This is a genomic window from Phytohabitans sp. LZ39, from assembly GCF_059359075.1.
In genome coordinates this window covers 643,266-662,430 of record NZ_JCADBM010000001.1, presented here as the reverse complement: position 1 = coordinate 662,430, position 19,165 = coordinate 643,266, and the positions used below count along the sequence as shown (strand labels likewise).

13 protein-coding genes and 1 tRNA gene are annotated in these 19,165 nt (G+C 70.4%); 3 read left to right on the top strand and 11 right to left on the bottom strand.

Annotated features, from left to right (window positions below; genetic code table 11):
* Nucleotides 1-62: 62 nt before the first annotated feature.
* A complete protein-coding gene (locus tag AC5L36_RS03045) occupies nt 63-1,208 on the top strand; it encodes a hypothetical protein (protein WP_441220123.1) in 1,146 nt (381 codons plus the stop codon).
* 24 nt (nt 1,209-1,232) lie between these two features.
* Here the strand turns inward: AC5L36_RS03045 and AC5L36_RS03040 are convergent, their stop codons facing one another.
* Both AC5L36_RS03040 and AC5L36_RS03035 read right to left on the bottom strand, forming a co-directional pair.
* Nucleotides 1,233-1,640: a YkvA family protein gene (locus AC5L36_RS03040; RefSeq protein WP_441220122.1), complete on the bottom strand. Its 408-nt coding sequence runs from the start codon at nt 1,638-1,640 to the stop codon at nt 1,233-1,235.
* Nucleotide 1,641: 1 nt separating this feature from the next.
* Nucleotides 1,642-1,715: transfer RNA gene (locus tag AC5L36_RS03035), tRNA-Thr, on the bottom strand.
* Nucleotides 1,716-2,026: 311 nt separating this feature from the next.
* On the opposite strand from AC5L36_RS03035, the gene AC5L36_RS03030 reads away from it, so the two are divergent.
* Nucleotides 2,027-3,118: an ABC transporter ATP-binding protein gene (locus AC5L36_RS03030; RefSeq protein ID WP_441220121.1), complete on the top strand. Its 1,092-nt coding sequence runs from the start codon at nt 2,027-2,029 to the stop codon at nt 3,116-3,118.
* Between the two features lie 47 nt (nt 3,119-3,165).
* Here the strand turns inward: AC5L36_RS03030 and AC5L36_RS03025 are convergent, their stop codons facing one another.
* The 9 genes from AC5L36_RS03025 to AC5L36_RS02985 all read right to left on the bottom strand — a co-directional run bounded on the left by AC5L36_RS03025 (nt 3,166) and on the right by AC5L36_RS02985 (nt 17,879).
* Nucleotides 3,166-6,246, bottom strand: a complete 3,081-nt coding sequence (locus AC5L36_RS03025) for a WD40 domain-containing protein (protein ID WP_441220120.1) — start codon at nt 6,244-6,246, stop codon at nt 3,166-3,168.
* A 113-nt stretch (nt 6,247-6,359) separates the two neighbouring features.
* On the bottom strand, nt 6,360-7,970 hold the full coding sequence (locus AC5L36_RS03020) for a pectate lyase family protein (RefSeq protein ID WP_441220119.1): 1,611 nt from the start codon (nt 7,968-7,970) through the stop codon (nt 6,360-6,362).
* 140 nt (nt 7,971-8,110) lie between these two features.
* The gene (locus tag AC5L36_RS03015; protein ID WP_441220118.1) at nt 8,111-9,700 is read right to left on the bottom strand and encodes a pectate lyase family protein; all 1,590 of its coding nucleotides are present in this window, start codon (nt 9,698-9,700) and stop codon (nt 8,111-8,113) included.
* A gap of 15 nt (nt 9,701-9,715) precedes the next feature.
* Complete coding sequence (locus tag AC5L36_RS03010) at nt 9,716-11,029, bottom strand: pectate lyase family protein (protein WP_441220117.1); 1,314 nt, start codon at nt 11,027-11,029, stop codon at nt 9,716-9,718.
* A 199-nt stretch (nt 11,030-11,228) separates the two neighbouring features.
* Nucleotides 11,229-12,398, bottom strand: a complete 1,170-nt coding sequence (locus AC5L36_RS03005) for a Gfo/Idh/MocA family protein (RefSeq protein ID WP_441220116.1) — start codon at nt 12,396-12,398, stop codon at nt 11,229-11,231.
* Nucleotides 12,395-13,870, bottom strand: a complete 1,476-nt coding sequence (locus AC5L36_RS03000; RefSeq protein ID WP_441220115.1) for a mannitol dehydrogenase family protein — start codon at nt 13,868-13,870, stop codon at nt 12,395-12,397. The genes AC5L36_RS03005 and AC5L36_RS03000 overlap by 4 nt, the downstream gene beginning before the upstream one ends.
* Entirely contained in the window at nt 13,861-15,141 is a 1,281-nt protein-coding gene (locus tag AC5L36_RS02995) for an enolase C-terminal domain-like protein (protein WP_441220114.1), read from the bottom strand. Before AC5L36_RS02995 ends, AC5L36_RS03000 begins: the two co-directional genes overlap by 10 nt.
* Nucleotides 15,138-16,547, bottom strand: a complete 1,410-nt coding sequence (gene uxaC, locus AC5L36_RS02990) for a glucuronate isomerase (protein ID WP_441220113.1) — start codon at nt 16,545-16,547, stop codon at nt 15,138-15,140. Before uxaC ends, AC5L36_RS02995 begins: the two co-directional genes overlap by 4 nt.
* Nucleotides 16,548-16,556: 9 nt before the next feature.
* A complete protein-coding gene (locus tag AC5L36_RS02985; RefSeq protein ID WP_441220112.1) occupies nt 16,557-17,879 on the bottom strand; it encodes a Gfo/Idh/MocA family protein in 1,323 nt (440 codons plus the stop codon).
* Between the two features lie 233 nt (nt 17,880-18,112).
* Here AC5L36_RS02985 and AC5L36_RS02980 point away from each other — a divergent pair, with 233 nt between their 5' ends.
* The gene (locus tag AC5L36_RS02980; RefSeq protein ID WP_441220111.1) at nt 18,113-19,117 is read left to right on the top strand and encodes a LacI family DNA-binding transcriptional regulator; all 1,005 of its coding nucleotides are present in this window, start codon (nt 18,113-18,115) and stop codon (nt 19,115-19,117) included.
* Nucleotides 19,118-19,165: the final 48 nt, after the last annotated feature.

Below are 19,165 nucleotides of genomic sequence, written 5' to 3'. Positions count from 1 at the left end.
ATTGCTCGGTGCTACCGGTAAGCACTGAATGGATGGACATGAACAAGTGGTTCTATCGTGCGGTGGGGACTGTCGGCATCGCCGGCGGGTTCCTGCTGCTCGGCGGCGGCGCCGCACAAGCCGAGGACGTCGACGCCACCCCGACCAACGACCCGCAGCAGCTTCAGGGCGTGCTCGACGGCTTCTTCACCCCTCTCGGCGGTAAAGACTTCTCGCAGGTCAACATGGGCCCGAACGCCCAGGTGGGCCGGTCGGACCTGGTGCTGGGCGGGCAGCTCGGCTCCCTCGGCGGCGACGTCGCACCGACCCGCGACCTCGGCTTCGTCGGCTCCGCGCCGTCGTCACCCACCGCCTCGGTCAGCGCCGACGCGCTGGGCCACGGCTCGCTCGACCGCGCGCTCGGCGCGGGCAGCGAGGCGCAGACCGAGAAGCCAAACCTGATCTCGGACCTGCCGGTCGCCGGCACGTTCACCGACACCGTAGGCGCGACCCGCGCGGTCGACTCGCTCGGCCTGAGCGGCACCACGACCACGCTGCTCAACGGCGCGAACGGCATGAGCGCCAACGCCGGCGGCATGGACGACCTGGTGCCCGCGACGTCCGATGTGGACGCCTCGCGCGCCGGCGCCGCCGTGCCCGCCTCGCTGGGGCTCGTTCCCGGCGACGCGATCCCCGGCGTGAGCACCCGCAAGGCGGTGCGCGGCAACACCAACGGTGTCGCCCGCTCCACCGGCTCCCAGGCGCAGGACATGGTGCCGGCCCTGATCGGCGAGGCCATGACCGCGCAGAACCCGGAGCTGTTCACCCGCTCGTTCGAGTACGGCGAGCCGGAGGCCCTGCCGCCGGTCGCCACGCTCCCGCTGGTCGGCGACCTGAACCTCAAGGGCGTCCCCGGCGCGTCGGACAACCCGACGAACGACCTGCCGGTAGTGGGCGCCCTGGGCTCGCTCACCGGCGGCCTGCCCGGCGCGGGCGGCCCGGCGACGACCCTGCCCGCCCCGGCGGACGCGGACGACGCCGACAGCAAGGCGCCGAACCACCGGCGGCACAGCACGAACGAGCGCCCGGTGGCCGGCGAGGACGCCGACTACACCGAGGCCGCGCAGGTCGGGCTCCCGCTGGTGGGTGACATCAGCAACGTCACCCGCGTGCTGCCCACCAACGGCAGCCTGGCGGGAATGCCTGGCTTGGCGTACATGCCGTTCTGAGTGTTCTCTTCGAGGGGCGCGGGGTCAGTCCGACCCGCGCCCCTCAGCCTTTCCCAGCAGGCGCTCCAGCAGCTTCGGATCGCCGGGCCAGGCGCCGAGCAGGACTTCTCGGGGCACACGACGGCCCGCGTACCGCAGGGCGAGCGCGACTACGACGATGTCGTCGAGCGGGCCGATCACCGGCAGAAACTCGGGGATCAGGTCGATCGGGCTGGCCACCCAGAGGCCGGCCACGACGATCGCCACCTTCGCCCGGCGGGGCACGCGCGGATCCTTGCGCAGCCGCCGCACGGTCGTCACGCAGTCGGGGATGAACGCCGCCAGGTCACGCAGGATGCCGGGCGGCAGCCGCCGGGCCAGCAGCACGAGCAGCGCCCAACTCGCGATGAGGCAGCCGGCTGCGATCGCCAGCCCGACCAGCCAGCTACGCACGAGCCCCCGGTCGGATTCGAACCGACGACCACTCGCTTACAAGGCGAGTGCTCTGGCCAGCTGAGCTACAGGGGCATGTCGTCCGCAAGCATAACGACCGACGGGCATGCCTCGTGATCCGCGTTTAGCCAGCGTACGCGGCGTGTTGAAAGGCCCTCGCTGTGTGACGGTGCGACCGGCGCGTCGTTCGTGCCCGTGTGACCGAATGATCCTCTCGGGCGCGCCCAAGGAGTGGCTCTGACCTTGGCAGGCAGGCGGAAACCGTTTACCGTTGCGTGACACGGGCGACACCTGGTGCGCGCCCGTTGACCGGCACGGCGTGTGCCGGTCGCTCCTTCACTCGGATCGTCCGGCACGTTCCTGCCGGTGAAAGGAAGCGCTTCACCATGGCTACGGTCAGGTACAGCAACGCCACCCGGATCTACCCGGGCACTGAGCGTCCCGCGGTCGACCACCTGGATCTGGAGATCGGCGACGGGGAGTTCCTCGTCCTGGTCGGCCCGTCCGGTTGCGGAAAGTCCACGAGCCTGCGGATGCTCGCCGGCCTGGAGGACGTCGACGAGGGCTCGATCCACATCGACACCCGCGACGTCACCCACCTGCCGCCCAAGGCCCGCGACATCGCGATGGTCTTCCAGAACTACGCGCTGTACCCGCACATGACGGTGTACGAGAACATGGCGTTCGCCCTCAAGCTCCGCAAGACCTCGAAGTCGGAGATCGACCGGCGGGTCAAGGAAGCGGCCGCGCTGCTCCAGCTCGAGGAGTACCTGAGCCGTAAGCCGAAGGCGCTCTCCGGCGGTCAGCGCCAGCGTGTCGCGATGGGCCGCGCGATCGTGCGTGAGCCGCAGGTCTTCCTCATGGACGAGCCGCTGTCCAACCTGGACGCCAAGCTCCGTGTGCAGACGCGTACCCAGATCGCGACCCTCCAGGCCAAGCTCGGCATCACCACCGTGTACGTGACGCACGACCAGGTCGAAGCCATGACGATGGGCCACCGCGTGGCGGTCCTCCTCGACGGCGTGCTCCAGCAGGTGGACACCCCGCGCGCGCTGTACGACAGCCCGGGCAACGTCTTCGTGGCCGGCTTCATCGGCTCGCCCGCCATGAACATCAAGACCGTCCCGCTCACCGAGCAGGGCGCCGTCTTCGCCTCCATGATCGTGCCGCTCACCCGCGAGCAGATCGCCGCGGCGCAGGCCGACAGCGGCAACGGCAAGGTCACGGTTGGCTTCCGGCCCGAGGACTGCGACCTGGTGAGCGCGACCGAGGGCGGCCTGCCCGTCGTCGTCGAGCTGGTCGAAGACCTCGGCTCCGACGCCAACGTGTACGGGCACGCGGCCCTCGACGGCGGTTCCGAGCGGTTCACCGTCCGCACCGACCGCCGCCACATGCCCAACATGGGCGAGACGGTCTTCGTCAAGCCGCGCGTCGGCGCGAACCACGCGTTCCACGCGGTGACCGGCCAGCGTCTCTGACGCCAACTGGCAAGCGATGAGGGGGCGGGCCCGGCGGGTCCGCCCCCTCACGGCTGTCTGAGGAAGTCGCGGATCTCGTCTCGCAGCTCCGCGCCGACCGGGTCGCGCGGCATTATCCCGTGCACGCTCAGGATCAGGTCGAACGCCGTGAGGAAGTAGTCGTCCGGCCGCCGGAAGTCGCCGTACACGCGGCCCTGGAGCAGCGGCGGCAGCGCGTCCTGCTCGGTGCCTTCAAGCAGGATCGGCAGCACGGTCTCCTTGCGGCTCTCGACGCCGATCATCCGGGTGCCGATCAGGTCGGCCTCGGCGGCCAGCACGAAGCCGCCGATCGCCTCGTTGTTGTCGTACTTGCGCCGGTAGAGCGGCGTGCCCACGACCACGACCCGGTCGGCGGCGTGCACCCGCTCGATGAAGCGTGGCACGCTCGCCCCGATCCGGCTGTTTTCCCAGCGGTCGAGGATCACGGTGATGCCCGCCTTGGCGAGGTCGGTGGCCAGCTCGCGGGCGACCCACCGCTCCTGCTCCGGGTTGCCCCACGCGTAGCTGATGAAGCAGGTCGGCTGGGCCGGGCCGGCCTGCGTCACGTACGTCTTCAGCCGGAACACCGCCTGCTCGAACCTGGACCGCTGGCCCGCGGTGAGGCGTTGCGCCTGCACGTCGCGGGACTGCCCGCGGGTGAGCCGGATCGGCTCGTCCGCGCGGGCGAGCGAGAGCTGCTCGCCGCACCCGGTGCAGAACACGTCGACGGCGCCGGCGGCCAGCCGCTCGCGGACCACCGCGCGGTGGATACGGTGCCCCTTGCTGCACTCGACCGCCTCGAACCGGCGCACGGTCACGTCTCGCCGGGCGAGGAAGCTCTCGAACAGGCTCTGGAAGAGCCGGCGGATCGGCTCGCCCATGTCCACGCCGAAGTAGAGGACCAGGTCGAGCTCGCCCTCCCGTTCGGCCTCCAGCCGGAAGCCGCACGCCTGGCCGTCGCCGAACGCGTACTCGGCCTGGCTGCGCCACTGGTGGGCGCGGGCGAAGACGTCCGTGTACCCGAGCAGCACGACAAGCGAGGCGTAGACATTTTCGATCGCGCCGGTGACCGTGTACGCCGCGCCCTCCTCGACCGGCGCGTCCTTGACCGCCGGGCGCCTGAGATTGATCAGCTCGGGGAAGACGAGGTAGACGCGGGAGGTGAGCGGGTCGGTCTCGCGGAAGCAGACGTTGTGGCTGAGGAAGAGCCCGACGGCGGAGTCGACGAGGGCCTCACGCTCCCCTGTGGACAGGCCGGCCAGCTCGGGAAACGGGTAGTCGCCGGCCAGCACCCGCCGCTCCTCCAGCGAGCCGAGCCCCTTCGGGTTGCGGCGCGCCTCCAGCACGATCGAGGCCGCGACGTTGTTGAGCAGCTCGGGCGCGAGCAGGATGCGCGTCTCGTTCGTCGACGTACGCAGCAGCGCGACGTAGCCGTGGGTGGCGAGGTGGCCGACGGCGCTGAGCATCTCCGCGTCGGTGAAGCGCCGAGCCGGGCCGTCGCGCTCCAGCCGCTCGCGCAGCTCCTGGGGCGAGAGGATGACCTGCTCGCCGGGCTCGCCTTCCTTCAACCCCAGGACCGTGTCCTTGATCCACTTGAACGTCGCCGTGGTGACCGTGGTCGGCCGCTCGTCCCACCGGATCGCCGAGCGCATGACCTCGACGAGCTCGGTGAGGCCGCCACCCTCCAGCGCGGACGTCTCGACGTACGCCCGGATGCCCCGCTCCGCCCGGAACCGCTCGATCTCCTCGCCGGCGAGGCGGGCGCTGCCCCGGTCGGAGCGCGCGGCCACCAGCACGATCTCGCGGTCGGGGCCGAGCTGGCGCAGCCAGTAGTCGACGCCGCGGAGCGGGTCGTCGTCACGGGTCGGGTCGAAGAGCACGAGCGCGATGTCGGCGTCGTCGAGGAAGAGCGCGTGGACGAGGCGGTAGTCCGGCTGGCCCGCCAGGTCCCAGAGGACCGCCTCGCACTGTGCGCCGTCGACCCGGGTCGCGCCCAGCTCGTCCATCACCCAGAACTGCTGGCCGTGGGTCGACGGATGCTCCTTGAACCGGCCGGTGACGAGCCGGAAGCCGAGCCCGGTCTTGCCGACACCGGAGTCACCGACGAGCACGATCTTGGCGGAGGTGTACGTGACGTTCGCCGGCTGGGACCACCGGCGCAGCAGGCGATCCGGGTCGAGCCGCCAGACGTGTACCAGGGAATCGTTGTCCAGGGAGCCGTCCGCGCCGACGGTGGCCAGGGTCGGCTGGGTGGGGTGGAAGGCGAGGGTCGGCGACAGGCTGCTGGCGTCGGGCTCGGGCAGCGCGGCGATCTCCATCCAGGTGTCGCAGGCCCACAGCCGCACCCGGCCGTCGGTGCCCTTCGAGGCCAGCAGCCGCCCGTCGGAGAGGAACGACACGGACCGCACCGCGCCGGTGTGCCCTTCGAGCGTGGTGACGAGGCGGCCGGAAAGGCGGTCCCAAATCTTGATCGTGTGGTCCCAGCCGCTGGTGGCGAGCCTGCGCCCGTCCGGCGTGAAGGCGGCGCTCGTAACCGTGCCGGAGTGGCCGTCGAGGACCGCGGTGGGCACCCCTTCGGCGGCGTCCCAGAGCCGCACATCGCCGTCCGGTGTGCCGGTGGCGAGGGTGCGGCCGCTCGGGTCGAAGGCCAGCGCGGTGACGACGGCGCCCTCGTGCAGCCGGTGGCGGACCTCCTCCTTGCGGACGTCGTAGATCTCCGCCCAGCCGCGCACGCCGATGGCGAGCAGGTGCTCGGCCGGGCTGAACTCCAGCACCTGGCAGTCGGGCACGGTCAACGCCGACAGCGGCCGCCAGCTGCCGACCCGCCACAGCCGGACCGCGCCGTCGTCGCCACCGGTCGCGAGGACCTTGCCACCGCGGTCGAACACCGCGGCGCGGACCAGGTCCGGATGGCCGGTGAGCGTGTGGACGTGCTGCCCGGTCGCGCCGTCCCAGACGCGCACCGTGCCGTCGCGCGAAGGGGTCGCGAGCAGCCGCCCGTCGGGCGACCACGCGATGCGGCCGATGTGGTCACTGTGACCGCGCAGCGTCGCGGCGAGGACCACGCCGTCCGGCAGGCCGGCTTTCGGGGTGCGCCTTCTCAGAGCCACGACGTCTCACACCGATGAGGGAACGGGATGAGTCATCCTAAGTGAACGCCGCCGGGGCGCGGTCAAAACCGCGACACCCGGCGGCGCTCTGTGTGGGAACAGTCGAGCTGAGGTCAGACGGTGATCCGGCCGGCGCCCGCGTTCGCGGAGACGTTGGCCTTCACGTCGCACTGCGGGGTGAGCGAGTACGAGTAGGACGGGTTCGAGACGCTGCCGCCGGTCTGGCCGGAGCCGGAGTTGACCAGGCAGTTGTTGCGCGCGACGAGGCGGCCGTCGCTCGAGTCGCCCTCACCGAGGTGGAACGGGTCGTCGACGCCCTCGAAGTAGTTGCCCTCGACGATGACGCCCGCGTTCTGGGTGGACGCGACACCGTAGTTGCCGGTGTTCAGGTAGTAGTTGTTGTAGACATGCACCTGGTCGCCGAAGCGGACCCGCGGGTTGCGCTGGTTGGTGTTGTCGAAGAAGTTGTGGTGGTAGGAGACCTTCAGCCGGCCGACGTCCTGTGCGGAGTTGTCGTCGTCGTGGCCGAGCAGCATGTTCTTGTCGGTGCCGTCCGCGTGGTTGTACGAGATCGTCACGTACGACGAGCCGCGCTTGACGTCGACGCCACCGTCCGCACCAGTCGTCCACGTGTTGTGGTCGATCCAGATGTGGTGGGAGAACATCTGCACGTTGATCGCGTCATCGTCCCAGCTGCGGAAGTTCAGGTTGCGGATGATGACGTTGTGCACGGCGTTCGCCGGCGGCGACGTGATGCTGTCGCTGAGCGGCAGGCCGATGTTGAGGCCGCCGCTGGTAAAGCCGGAGCCGGACCCGACGCCGACGATTGTCTTGTCGGAGGTCACGTCGTGCATCGGTCCGGGCAGGTCGATCATGCCCTGCACCCGGATGACGCGCGGGCCGGCGGTGGCCACCTCGGCGAGGAACTCGGCCGCGGTGTCCACAGTGACCGTCGGGCCACCGGTGCCGCCGGTGGTGCCGTTCTGGCCCCAGGCGTCCACCGAGGCCCAGCCGTCGGCCTGGTTGGGGCCCGGGTTGGTCGGCGGGCCGGTGGTCGGCGGGGTCGTCGTCGGCATGCTGGTGGGCGGCGTAGTGGGCGTGGAGCCGATCGTGCTCACCAGGACGTCGTCGAAGTTGGCCGAGCCGTAGAACGTGGCCACACCGATCCGGCCGGATGAGTACTGGCTGTCGGTCGCCTCGGTCAGCAGGTTGCCGTTGACGTACCCACGCAGTGAGGTGCCGGAGACTTCGAGCCGCACGGTATACCAGGTGTTGGTGCTCACGGTGAGGCTGGCGGTGTCCAATGTGGTGGACGAGCCGTTGACGAGCTTCTTGAGCTCGACCGTGTTGTTGCTGCGCAGGGCCACGTAGTAGTAGCTGGTGTTGCTCTGCACCCGGGCGAGCACCGCGACGAACCGGTTGCTGCCGTTGAACGCGGTCGGCTTGACGCGAGCCTGCACCGAGTACGCGGTCCAGCTCTGCGTGCCGGCGGTGAAACGCGCGTCGCTGCTGGTGCCGCCCTGGCGGAGCACGCGGCTGCCGTCGGTCGCGACCGACCAGCTCCCGCCGGAGCCGCTCCAGCCGGTGGAGTTGCCGTCTTCGAAGTCGTCCGAAAACAGGGTGTCGGCGTACGCCACGGCGCTGTAGCCGAGCGCGATGAGCACGGCGGCGAGTGCCGCGGCCATCGGTGCGAGGATCCGCATCCGGGCATGTGTGAGCTGCACAGGGCCTCCTCGGGAGGTGGGATGGGAGGACCGGCCGGGGTGGGACGCGGGAGACCCGGGCTGTGTCGCCCGTGCCCCGACCCCGGCCGGCTGTGGTGCCCGCGGGCGGTGTCTGCCCACCGCCCGCGGTCACATCTGCGTCACAGTCGCCCGGTGCCCGCGCCGGCCATCACGACCGACTTGACGGTGTTCGGGTCCGCGACCGTGTAGCGGTAGTACGTCGACGGTTCCTGCACGCTCCCGCCGCAGTCCGGCTGGCCGGATTCGCCGGCGAACACGTTGTTGCGCGCCACGCACCGGCCGGACGGGCCGGCGTAGCTGTTGGTCACCGGCTCCTCGACGTCCTCGAAGTAGTTGCCCTCGACCACGCAGCCGGCGTTCGCCTGGCAGGCCACCCCGGTGTCGGTGTTGTAGACGTAGTAGTTGTTGAACACGTGCACCGGCTCGCCGAAGCGCACGCGCGGGTTGCGCTGCGGGGTGCGGTCGAACCAGTTGTGGTGGTAGGTCACCTTCAGCTGGCCGGTGTCCTGGGCCGCGTTGCTGTCGTCGTGGCCGAGCAGCATGTTCTTGGTGTGGTTGTGGGTGTGGTTCCACGACACCGTCACGTACGACGAGCCGCGCTTGACGTCGATCAGCCCGTCGTACCCCTCGGCGAGGTCGTTGTGGTCGATCCAGACGTGGTGCGAGTACATCTGCACGTTGATCGAGTCGTCAGCCGCGTCCCGGAAGTTGAGGTTCCGGATGATCACGTTGTGCACCGCGTTGGCCGGCGGCGACGTGACGTCACTGATCGGCAGGCCGATGTTGAAACCGGCACCGGTGATGCCGGAGCTCGCGCCGACGCCGATGATCGTCTTGTCCGAGGTGACGTCGTGCATCGGGCCGGGCAGGGCGATCATCCCCTGCACCCGGATGTTGAGCGGGCCGGGCTGCGCGATGGCGGTCAGCAGTTCGGACGCGGTGTCCACGGTGACGGTCGGGCCACCCGCACCACCCGTCGTGCCGTTCTGGCCGAGCGCGTTGACCGAGGCGAACCCGATCGGCGGCGCGCTGGGGTCGAGCGGCGGCTCGGTCGGCGGGAGCGTCGGGCCACCCGTCGTCGGGCCAGGGCTGGGCGTACCGGTGACCGTGCTGACCACCACGTCGTCGACCGTGACGCTGGCGTAGCTGGCGGCGACACCGGCCCGGCCCGCGCTGAACGCGCTGTCCGTGGCCTGCACCGCGAGGTTGCCGTTCACGTACCCGTAGAGCTGGCTCCCGGAGGCCGCCAGCATGAGCGTGGTCCAGGTGCCGGTGCCGCCGGCGCCCGAGCCGGTGCCGAGCACGACCGGGTCGCCACCGGCCCGCTTGATCAGCTGTACCCCGCCCGAGCTGGTGAGCACGAGCGCGTAGTAGTTGCTGCTGCTCTGCGCGCGGGCGATCAGGCCGGCGTAGCGGTTGGCCGCGCCGAAGCCGGTCGGCTTCACCCGGGCCTGCACCGAGTAGTCGGTCCAGGTCGTGGCGCCGGCAAGGCTCCGGGCGTCACTGCTGGTGCCGGACTGCCGGTACGCGAGCGAGCCGTCCGTCACCACCGACCAGGTGCCGCCCGACTTGGACCAGCCGTTGGAGTTGCCGTCCTGGAAGTCGTCGGATAGCAGCGTGTCCGCGAACGCGTTGGTGGTGCCGAAGGCGACCAGCGCGGCGGCGAGTGCCCCCGCCAGCCCCGCGGCCGCCAGACGCTTGCGTTTCATTCGTCGACCTCCTGGTCAGAGCCGCGCGCCGGCCAGCGCCAGCGTGGCGAGTGGGACGAGCGGGGTGGGGAGCACCGGGCCGTGGCGCAGCGTGGGCGTCCAGCCGGAGTCCGCGCCGAGGTCGGGGTCGTGGGTGGCGTTGTACGCGCCGAGCAGGCTCACCGGCCGGGCCCGGTCGGAGCCGGCGCGCACCCAGCTGCCCTTCTCGGTGATGGCCGTGCCGCCCCAGTCGAAGATGACGTCCTCGGCCGCGATGCCCTCGCCCAGCGCGAAGAAGTTGTTCTCCGCGTAGATGGACGACTGGACCCCGACGCCCCAGGCGTACGAGAACGCGTCGCCGGCCAGCCGGTAGTAGTTGTTGTAGATGTCGACCTGGCCGAAGCGCACCCGCGGCAGCCGCTGCATCGTGCCGTCGAAGACGTTGTGGTGGAGCGTCACGTTGAGCCGGCCGACGTCCGGTCCGACCGTGTTGGACGAGCCGATCAACATCACCTTGTCGCGGCTGACGAAGCGGTTGAACGACACGGTGACGAGGCTGGCCGTGTGCGTGATGTCGAGCGAGCCGTCGTGCACCTGGTACGGCCGTCCGAAGTAGACCGGCTGGCCGCTGTCCGGGTTGTCGCCGTCGTTGAACGTATTGTGGTCGACCCAGACGTTTTCGCTGCGCCGCACCGACATGAGGTCGAACTGCGAGTTCCAGTTGCCGGCGTCACCGTCGTTCGGCGACCAGGCCGGGAAGCAGTCGAACGCGTCGACGAAGTTGATGTTGCGGACGATCGAGTTGCTGGCCGAATCGAGCATCAGCGTGAGGTTCTCCAGCTTCGCGCCGCGCAGGCCGACGATCGTCGTGTTCGGACCGACGTTGATCTGCGTGTAGCGAGTCTGGTTGGCCACCGACCGCACCCGCGCCTCCTCCAGCGGACCGCTCGGGTTGACACGCCCCCACACCGCCGGGTCGTACGCGGCGAGGTAGGCGTCCAGCGAGTACGCCGGGTCGGCGAGGTCGGCGCACTTGCCGGGCAGCCCTTCGAAACCGTTGATGGTGCCCCGGACCACGATGATCTTCGGGGTGGCGTTGGTGCGGTTGGTGGCGTTGTCGCCGCCCAGCGCGTCGATCAGCTCCGCTCGGGTGTCCACTGTGTGCACGTCGGCGGGAGAGGCCGCCGAGCCACCCGTCGTGCCGGGACCGGCGGCCGCCCAGCCGTCGCCCGCGGGCAGGACCTGGCGGCCCAGCCCGGACTTGCCGTGATTGTTGCCAGCTAGCGCGGCACCCGAGGGGCCCAGTGCCGCGACGAGACCTATACCGACCGCCGCGGCGGTCAATCGCATGAGTTGCATCGCACTCTCCGCGTTTGCCCAATACTCGAAGTGGATCTCGTAACAAACCCGAAATCCACTTAACGAGAAAGTAGGTATTTACGCTTAAGAGTGTCAATGCCCTGTGTTTGCAGATATGTTGCAGTAAAACCAGGCAAGGGCGAATTACTCGGCGTCGAATTGCCGAGAAAGCTGGTGTCCCGTCCGTTTTTTACGGGACGGTTGTCTCCGTAGTTTGCAGTTCGTTTTCCGATGTTGCGGCGAGGCGCACGCGATGCGGACCCACCGCCCACGGCACCGGCAGCTCCGACAGCAGCGCCAGCTTGTCCGCCGCCTGCCGGAGCGCCGCGTTTACGCCCTTGATCGTCACTTTCCGTGCCGGCGCCTCGCCTTCCTCGACAACAAGATCGCCATCGAGAAAGGCCGGCTCGGGCGCCGAGTTGAGCACGCCGAGCACCGCGGTGAACGGCTCCGTCCGCGCCAGTGGCGCGATGAGTGGAGTGCCGTCGGCGCGGTGCCGTACGAGGTTTTCCAACAGGTTTACCCGCCCGGGGATCTCCCGGAAGTCCGTGTCTCCCGGCAGCCGGAGCCGATCGGTCGGGTATTCGAGCACGGCGCGGCCGGCCGTGCCGTGCACGACGACCTCGCCCGGGATGAACTCCTCGCCGCACAGCGAGACCGCGACCACGACCGGCCGCCCGGAGGCGAGCGTGATGCGCAGGCAGGCGGTGTCGTCCACCTCGATGTCGCGGCAGCGGTAGCGTTCCAACTCGACGCCGACCGGCCGATCACCGTCCATGATGGCCAGACACTGCATCCAGGCGTGCGCGAACGGGTTGGCGAGTGCACCGTCGAGCGACGGACGACCGTCCACAGTGCGCCGGCCGGCCCACGGTGAACGCCGGTAGTACGCGTCGTCGCGCTGCCACGAGCCGACGGTCGAGATGCCGACGACCGTGCCGATCACGCCGTAGGCGATGGAGCGCCGCAGCTCGTCCAGGGCCGCCGAGCCGAGCGCCTGGAAGCCGACCTGGCAGGCGCGACCGGTCTCCCGGAGCACCTCGCTCAGCGCGCGGTGCTCGTCGAGCGAGAGCACCGGTGGCTTCTCCAGCAGTACGTCCGCGCCGGCCCGAAGCGCGTCTGTCGCGATCGGACGGTGGGTGTGCGGCGGTGTGCAGATGACCACCGCGTCGGGTGCCGCCTCGCGCAGCATCTCGCGGTGGTCGGTGAAGTGCCGGGCCGCGTCCGGTCCGGGCTCGATGGGTCGCACGTCGACGAGCGCGACGAGCTCGACGGTGCCGGCCTCGTGCAGCGCGGCGATGTGCCGCCGATGCCAGCGCCCGTGCCCATTGGCCCCGATCAGCGCGACCCTGGCGGTCATCGCAGATCCGCCAGGACCGCCTCGACGCCGTGCCGTTCGAGCGCGCCCAACCAGTCGGCGACAAGCTCGCGCACGGTGTCGTCGCCGGCGAGCTCGGCCGGGAAGACCTCGCTCAGGCCGAAGAGCGCGTCGACGACCCCCGCCGGGGTCCGCCGGCCGGCGGCGAGCGCCTTGCGGATCCGCTCGGCCAGCGGGTCGTCCAGCGGCAGCGGCTGGCCCGCGTCGCTCTCCCCCTGCACGAAGCGCATCCACGCCGCCAGCACAAGCGCACCCCACCGCGGCGAGGCACCGGCCGCACGGCGGTCGACGATCGTGTGCAGCACCCGCTGGGGCAGCTTTTGCGAGCCGTCCATCGCCACCTGGGTCGTGCGGTAGCGGATGGCCGCGTTGGCGAAGCGCTCCAGCACCGAGTCGCCGTACTCGACGACGGAGACGCCGTCGGGCGGCGTGAGGCTGCCGGCCACGTCTTCGGCCACGAAGCGCCGCAGCATCGCGGTCATGCCCGGGATCTCCAGCGCCTCGGCGATCATCTCGCGGCCGGCGAGCGCACCGAGGTACGCGATGGCCGAGTGCACACCGTTGAGCGAGCGCAGCTTGAGCCCCTCCCACGGGCTCGCGTCGCCGGTGAGCACCGCGCCGGCCCGCTCCCACGCCGGGCGGCCGGCCGGGAAGTCGTCTTCGATCACCCACTGCATGTATGGCTCGGCCGCCACGGCCGCCTGGTCGGAGACGCCGAGGACCCGCTCGGCGGTGGCCAGCGTCTCGGCCGTGGTGGCCGGGACGATCCGGTCGACCATCGTGCCGGGAAAGGTCACGTTGCCGCGCACCCATTCCACGAGCGCGTCCTCGGTGCCGCCGTACGCCAGCGCCTGCGTGACAAGGCCGCGCAGGCGCTTTCCGTTGGAGGGCAGGTTGTCGCAGCTCACCAGCGCGACCGGCCCGGCGCCGGCCCGTGCCCGGGCGATCAGGCCGCGCACCAGCAGCCCGGGCACGGTCGCCGGCGGGCCGTCGCCCACCAGGTCGGCAGCCACGGCCGGGTCGGGTCGCAGCCGCCCGGTCGCGGGATCCATCTGGTACGCCTTCTCGGTGACCGTGAGCGTCACGACCCGGATCGCGGGGTCGGCGAGCAGCGCGACCACCGCCATCGGGTCGCTGGCCGCGTGGCGCACGCCGGCGAGGGCGCCGATCACATGGGTGCGCGCCTCGCCGTTGGAGAGCGAGGTGACGCTGAAGAGGTTGTCCTGCTCGGCGAGGCGGCTGAACACCTCGGTGCTCCGCGGCGCCACGCCGACGATGCCCCAGTCGCCGCCCGCCTCCGCGATCGCCGCCTCCGTGTACACCGCCTGGTGCGCGCGGTGGAAGGCACCGAGTCCGAGATGGACGATCCCGGCCGGCACGGTGCCGGGCCGCACGCGCGGACGGCTCGCGACGGGAACCTGTCGCAGGGTGCCGATGCCCAACCTCATCGCCATGCCGGACCCTCCGGAAAGCTGAACTCCGCGATGGACGCGGGCTTCATCGTCGCGCTGTATCCCGGCTCGGCGGGCAGCAGATATCGCCCGCCGCGGGTGCGCACCGGGTCGGTGAAGTGCTCGTGCAGGTGGTCGACGTACTCCACCATGCGGCCGTCCAGCGAGGTGCCCACCCGCAGGTAGTCGAAGACGGCGAGGTGCTGCACGAGCTCGCAGAGCCCGACGCCACCCGCGTGCGGGCAGATCGGCACGCAGAACTTGGCCGCCATCAGGATCTCCGAGAGCACCTCGTTGACCCCACCGACCCGGCAAGCGTCGATCTGCATCACACCGATCGCCTCGGCCTGGAGCAGCTGCTTGAAGATGACCCGGTTGGCGGCGACCTCGCCGGTGGCGACCCTGATCGGTGTCACCGCGCGCTGGATGCGGGCGTGGCCGAGCACGTCGTCGGCGTGCGTCGGCTCCTCGATCCAGTACGGGTCGAACTCGGCGAGGCGGGCCATGTTGGCGATCGCCTCGTCGACGTCCCACACCTGGTTGGCGTCCATCATCAGCAGCGCGTCCGGGCCGATCTCCTCGCGGATGACGCGGGCGCGGCGCACGTCGTCGTCGATCGGGCCGCCGACCTTCATCTTCATGGCGCGCCAGCCCTCGGCGTACGCCTGCCGGGTCAGCGCCCGCACCTTGTCGTCCGGGTAGCCCAGCCAGCCCACCGACGTGGTGTACGACGGGAAACCGTCGCGCTCCAGCTGGGCCCGGCGATCGTCCAGACCGGACAGTCCCTTGTCGAGGATCGCGGCGGCCTCGTCCGGCGTAAGCGCGTCGGTGATGTGGTGGAAGTCGACGTTGCGGACGAGCTCGTCGGTCGGCATCTCGGCGAGCAACCGCCAGAGCGGCTTGCCTTCGAGCTTGGCGCGCAGGTCCCACACGGCGTTGACGATCGCGCCGGCGGCCATGTGGATGACGCCCTTCTCCGGCCCGAGCCAGCGCAGCTGCACGTCCGCGGTGAGCGAGCGCCAGAACGCGACCGGCTCGGCGAAGATGTCCGCCACCGAACGCCCGACCACGTGGTGGGCGAGCGCGCGCACGGCGGCGCAGGTGATCTCGTTGCCCCGCCCGTTGGTGAACGTGAAGCCAGCGCCTTCCACGCCGCTTTCCGTCTTCAACGACACGTAGGTGGCCGAGTAGTCACCTCGGTTGATCGCGTCGGAACCGTCGCCGGCGTCCGCGGTCGGAAACCGCACATCGTGGACATCAAGAGCGGTGATCACAGTCGGAAGATCCCCTTGGGCAGTCGGTAGGCCAGGTCGACGATGGTCTCGGCCGCCTCGTCCAGCGGCAGGCGGTGCTCGGCCACCAGCCGGGCGAGGAAGCCGGCGTCGATCCGGCGGGCCACGTCGTGGCGCACCGGGATGGAGCAGAACGCCCGGGTGTCGTCGACGAAGCCGGAGGTGTTGTAGAAGCCGGCGGTCTCGGTGACGGCCTCGCGGAAGCGGCGCAGCACCTCGGGCGAGTCGAGGAACCACCACGGTGCGCCGAGGTACATGGCCGCGTAGCCGCCGGCCAGCGGGGCCAGCTCGCGGGTGAACGTGTCCTCGTCCAACGTGTACACGACCAGGCGCAGCCGCGGGTCGTTGCCGTATCTCTCCAGCAGCGGGCTCAGGCTCCACACGTAGTCGGTGGCACGCGGGATGTCGCCACCGACGTCGCGGCCGTGCCGGTCGTAGAGCCATTTGTTGTGGTTGCGCACCGCGCCGGGGTGCAACTGCATCACCAGACCGTCCTCGATGGACATCCGGGCGAACTCGACGAGCATGTGCGCGCGGAAGTACTCGGCGTCGATTTGACCCGCCTCACCGCTGAGGCCGCGCTCGAAGAGGTCGGCCGCCTCCGTCTCGTCGAGTAGCTCGGTCTTGGCCGTGGGGTGGCCGTGGTCGGACGACGTCGCGCCGGCCGCGATGAAGGCCTCCCGCCGCTTGCGCAGTGCCGCTATGTAGCCGCGATAGGTCCCGGTGTCCTCATCGGAAATCTCGCCGAGCTTGGCCACGTTGTCGGCCCAGCCTTCGAACTCCATGTCGACCACGTTGTCCGGGCGGAACGTGGTGATGACCCGGCCGCCCGGCCCGCCCCAGCCGTCGGCGGCGAGCTTGGCGTGCCGGCCCAGGTCGTCCAATGGGGACTCGGTCGTCGCCAGCACCTCGATGTTGAACCGCTCGAAGAGTGCCCGCGGGCGGAACTCCGGCTCGGCCAGCTTCGCCGCGATGCCGTCGTACACCTCGTCGGCCGTCTCCGGGCTGAGCGGCGTGGTCACCCCGAACACGTTGGTGAACGTCTCCTCCAGCCACAGCCGCGAGGGGGTGCCCCGGAAGAGGCGCCAGTGCTCGGCGAACCGCCGCCAGATCGTGCGTCCGTCCGTCTCGTACGGCTGGCCGTCGCGGGTCGGCACGCCCAGCTCCGAGGGCGGCACGCCCTGGCTGAGCAGCATCCGCGTGACGTAGTGGTCGGGGCAGATGATCAGCTGGGCCGGGTCGGGAAACGGCGCGTCGTCGGCGAGTAGTGCTGGGTCGACGTGCCCGTGCGGCGAGATGATCGGCTGGTCCTTCGCGTGGGCGTACAGCTCCCGGGCGATGGCCCGCTGCGTGGGCTCGGCGGGGAAGAGCAGGTCGGCTCGGGTCACGTCGGGCTCCTATCCGAGGGTGAGCAGGTCGGCGACCTGGACGGGCTGACCGGTCTCGAACGAGCGGTTGGCGGCCAAGCCGGTGAGCAGCGCCAAGGCGCCGTCGCGGGCACTCGCCTCCCGACCCATAGGGTCATTTTCACCGCCGAACAGCACCGCGGTCATGCGGGCGTCCGCGCCTCCGTGGCCTTCGCGCGTGTGTCCGGGCACCGGCACCTCGCGCGGCCGCTCCCAGAACGGGTGCACGGTGATCCGGGCCGAGCCCTCCTCGACGGCCGCCTCGGCACCGTGCAGGGCGCCCTTGAGGCCCTTCGCCCCGGCCGGGCTGACGAAGTCGTTTTCCACCACGAGCAGCTCCAGCCGGCCACGGCTGCCGTTGAACATCACCCGGTAGCCCTCCCACGGCGAGTACGCGGTCAGGTGGTAGGTCATCGTGGCGCCGTTGGTGTAACGGGCGAGCACCGCCATGTCGTCCTCGATGGTCACTCCGGGCGCGAAGACGTTCTGGTCGCGGTGGTAGCCGTCTTCGCCCTCGGCGTCCAGGTAGAGCGCGCGCAGATGCGGGTTGGCCGCCATGTCGATGGCGAACGGGTCGCCGGCCGCCTCGGTCGAGCCGTGCGCGCGGGCGTAGTCGCGGGCGTACCCGTGGCGGTGGCCCGCCTCGCCGTAGAAGAAGAGCCGCCCGTATGCCATCACCTCGACCGGCGCCGCGCCGAGCCACCAGTTGACGAGGTCGAAGTGGTGGCTCGCCTTGTGCACCATCAGGCCGCCGGAGTTGGCCTTGTCGCGGTGCCAGCGCCGGAAGTAGTCCGCGCCGTGCCGCACGTCGAGCAGCCACTCGAAGTGCACCGAGCCGACCTCGCCGATCTCGCCGGAGGCGAGCACCTCGCGCACCTTCTCGTGCAGCGGGTTGTACCGGTAGTTGAAGGCCACGGTCACCTGGCGCCCGGTTTCCGCCACCGCGTCGAGGATGCGCTGGCAGCGGGGCACGTCGGTGGTCATCGGCTTTTCGGTCACCACGTCGCACCCGGCCTGGAGCGCGGCCACGATGTACTCGTCGTGGGTGCGGTCGACGCTGGTCACCAGCGCGACGTCGACCCGCTCCTTGTCCAGCATGGTCGCGAAGTCGCCGGCCCGGTAGGTCGGCACCGTGGGCGCGCCCGCCCCGGCCAGCCACGCGTTGTGCGCGTCCATCCGGGCCTGGTTGACGTCGGCGAATGCGACAAGCTCGGCACGGTCCGGGTGGTCGAGCAGCGACCGGACGAACATCTCCGCGCGGGAGCCGGTGCCGACGAGGGCGTAGCGACGCCGCCGCGACGCTTGATCCGGCATCGAGCATCCTCTCTGGGTATGCAAAGGTTTGCAGACGCAAGGTGCCACGAGCGGCCCCAGCGAGTCAACGCTGGCTGCCAAATGTCCCGCTATGTCGCCTTCACCGCGTGAAGCAAGCGCTTTCCACAGCCCTTGTCGTAACGAACCCGCAATCAAAGCCCGTTGACACGTGAGCAACCGTTTGCATTAATTGGCGCACCTGAGTGACGGGCGACACACGGAGAGGAGTGCGCGTGCCAGCCACGATTCGCGACGTCGCGCGTGCGTCGGGAGTGCACATCTCCACCGTGTCGCGCACGTTCTCGGCGCCGCACCTGGTCAACCCGGAGACCCGCAGCCGCGTGCTCGCCTGCGCGGAGCACCTGGGTTACCGCCCCAACCGGGCCGCCCGCGCGCTCATCACCGGCCGTACGCACAACATCGGCCTGATCGTCGCCGACATCGCCAACCCGTTCTTCCCGCCCCTGATCAAGGCGGCGGAGAGCGCCGCACGCCACCGCGACTACCACATCTTCGTCACCGATACCAACGAGGACCCGGCGGTCGAGGAGGAGCTCGTCCACGCTCTCGCCAAGCAGGTCGACGGGGTGCTGCTGTGCAGCCCACGCATGAGCAACAGCCTGATCGAGCAGCTCAGCCGCGAGGTGCCGCTCGTCGTCATCAACCGGCAGGTGACCGGCCTGCCGTCCGTGGTGATGGACGTCGGCCAAGGTGCCCGCCTCGCGGTGGAGCACCTGACTGGTCTCGGGCACCGCCACATCGCCCTGCTGGGCGGGCCGCGGGGCTCCTGGACCAGCCGCGAGATCCGCCGGGCCGCCACCGCCGCGGCCCGCACCGCCGACGCGGAGCTCACCGTGCTCGGGCCCAACCAGCCCACCGAGCACGGCGGCATCGGCCAGGCGGAGCAGGTGCGCCGCGCCGGCGCCACCGCGGTGCTCGCCTACAACGACCTGATGGCGATCGGCCTGATCGAAGGGCTCGACTCGCTGGGGGTACGGGTGCCGGAGGAGGTCAGCATCGTCGGCATCGACGACATATCGCTGAGCCGCCTCACCCGACCCAAGCTGACGACGGTGGCCAACCCCACCGGGGCCGCCGGCCGGGCGGCCGTCGACATGCTGCTACAGCACGGCGACGACCGTCGCACCACCGCACAGGTAACGCTCCAGACCGAACTGGTGATCCGCGACTCGACAGGCCCAGCACCGACGGGCAAACCGCACACTGTCAAGGAGTGAACCAAGAGATGCACCCCGGCATTCGTAGAGCCAAATCGGAATTCGGGT

What these genes read in the sequence shown, in the direction of transcription:
- AC5L36_RS03030 (WP_441220121.1), top strand. Translation starts at nt 2,027, where the DNA reads ATGGCTACGGTCAGGTACAGCAACGCCACCCGGATCTACCCGGGCACT.
- AC5L36_RS03015 (WP_441220118.1), bottom strand. Translation starts at nt 9,700, where the DNA reads ATGAAACGCAAGCGTCTGGCGGCCGCGGGGCTGGCGGGGGCACTCGCC.
- AC5L36_RS03010 (WP_441220117.1), bottom strand. Translation starts at nt 11,029, where the DNA reads ATGCGATTGACCGCCGCGGCGGTCGGTATAGGTCTCGTCGCGGCACTG.
- AC5L36_RS03005 (WP_441220116.1), bottom strand. Translation starts at nt 12,398, where the DNA reads ATGACCGCCAGGGTCGCGCTGATCGGGGCCAATGGGCACGGGCGCTGG.
- AC5L36_RS03000 (WP_441220115.1), bottom strand. Translation starts at nt 13,870, where the DNA reads ATGGCGATGAGGTTGGGCATCGGCACCCTGCGACAGGTTCCCGTCGCG.
- AC5L36_RS02985 (WP_441220112.1), bottom strand. Translation starts at nt 17,879, where the DNA reads ATGCCGGATCAAGCGTCGCGGCGGCGTCGCTACGCCCTCGTCGGCACC.